Genomic DNA, 1,878 nt, shown 5'->3' with positions numbered 1-1,878 from the left:
TGGACAAGAACGCGAACGTGTCGCGGGCTGGGCACTCGCCGCTTTCGCTGAGTGACGTCTCCAAATTCACGGCATTGGCAGCGCTGCTGGCTATTTTTGTGGATGCGGCCATCGGCCATGCGATGCTGTGGGGGAACGATCCATATTGGACCTACTGGATCACCGACACACTTCTCATGGCCACCGTATTCGGCTTAGGCACTGCGTGGCTTGGGATCGGGCTCGTGCGGGGTGCTGTCATCACCGCGGTCCACATGGTGCTGCTGACCGTCTACTACTGGTCTCTCTCGCCGATCGGGCTGCCGTCACAGCCGGAGTGGCTCGACCTCGAACACACGTGGATTACGGGCCTTCCGGTGCATTTCGCCGTCTACTATCTCGGCTATGTCATCGCTTTGTGGGCTTGGCGTCATCGCCTGGCTAGCGGTATCGAGCCGGAAGCATCAACGGCGCGGTCAGCAGCGCTCGGGGTCGGCGTCGCCATAGCCGTAGTGATTGCAGCCGGGCTGCTGCAGGCGCTGGTGCTCGGACAGTTCCCCGGCGTCACTTGGTTCGTCATGCGCATTGCCGTCGCGAGTGCATTCACCGTGGCTTGGTGGTCCATCGCAGGACGTGACAGGACGGCCGCGGTCGGTGGCGGCATCATGCTGGGTTTCCTGCTTGTCGCCTACGGCCACTTCCTCGGCCCCATAGGGCTCCCAAATTCGGAGTTCCGACTGTTTGCTGAGAACCCGCCTCCTGCTGAGGTTCATTGGCTGTCATACCGCCAGGAATTTCTCGTGATCCTTCCGATGACTATCTTCCTGGCTGTCAGCAGCTATCTGCTGACTTCGCGACCGGGAAGCACCGGCGTGGAATGGGGCCGCCAGGGCCTCGTCGCGGGGGCTGGGTCGGCCTTGGCGCTTGCGGTGGTTGGCGGTGTGGTTGCGCTGTACACGGGTCCCGAAGCAAAGACAGCCGTCATCACCGCGCAAGGTTCGGCCAGCATCGGACAAGCGCCCTCGAACGGAGGAGACCTGGCACCTGGAAGCGCCACACTGCGGATGCGGGTCGAAGACAGGAACACTCACAGGACTCCTCTACCGCCGCATGACCTTGTGAACATAGAGGCATCCGTCTCGTCTCCGGACGGGAGGACCTACGTCATCCAGGCGGCCGAAGCCATGGTGGTCGAGCCGCGAGGGCGTTTCACCACCTGGCATGGCGTTGGCTTCGACGTCTGGCATCACGGCAGGAGTGGGATCGGATACGCAGGGCTCCCAGCAATGCAGTCAAACGTTGCCGTATACGCGCTGGGAACCGCCAGATCAGGCGAACAGTCTTCGGCCATTGGTGTGCCAGTCCATGTGCTGACATCCTCTCGCGATGGTGCGCGCCTGGAACTTCATGTTGGAGTGCCGGGGTCTCCTGAGCCGGGCATCCCCGGTGGGTATCTGCGCGTGACCTGGCCCGAATATCAGGGCGGGCATGATCCGGCTTTGTCATATGCCCGTTACGCGTGGGGTGGCGGTGTGCTGATCGTCCTCCTCGGCTTCGCCGTTGCGGCCGCTCGCCGTGAACAAGAACCAGCAATCAACCACGGAAGGTCGACAGGATGAACGTCAGCGGACATCGCACGCCCGAGGAAGTCTTCGAGGACCACCTGAGACTGAGGCTCGAAGGCGACCTCGAGGAGGATCTTCGGAGGAACTACTCGGAAGACGTTCTCCTGCTGACGGTCAACTCCAATGCAAGAGGTCACGACGCCATCCGCACGTCAGCGGCGCGGCTGGACAGGCAGCTGCCGGACGCGCAATTCAACATCGCCGCGCGGCAGGTGGACGGGCCATACGCTCTCCTGATTTGGTCTGCTACCTCAGCAAGGTTCGACGCGGTCGA

At 62.5% G+C, this 1,878-nt stretch carries 2 protein-coding genes; both read left to right on the top strand.

Features of this window, described 5'->3' with window-relative positions; all coding sequences use genetic code 11:
- Window positions 1-1,598: hypothetical protein (locus ACLKMW_RS26370; RefSeq protein ID WP_415727489.1), on the top strand; the 1,598-nt coding region annotated here is incomplete at its 5' end.
- A partial coding sequence (locus ACLKMW_RS26365; protein WP_415727488.1) for a nuclear transport factor 2 family protein occupies window positions 1,595-1,878 on the top strand: 284 nt, incomplete at its 3' end. The genes ACLKMW_RS26370 and ACLKMW_RS26365, both read left to right, overlap by 4 nt.

Source organism: Borborobacter xinjiangensis, assembly GCF_047739745.1.
Taxonomy (GTDB): domain Bacteria; phylum Pseudomonadota; class Alphaproteobacteria; order Rhizobiales; family Rhizobiaceae; genus Pseudaminobacter.
Note: the sequence above shows the minus strand (reverse complement) of the source record. Positions and strands in the feature narration are given on the sequence as shown.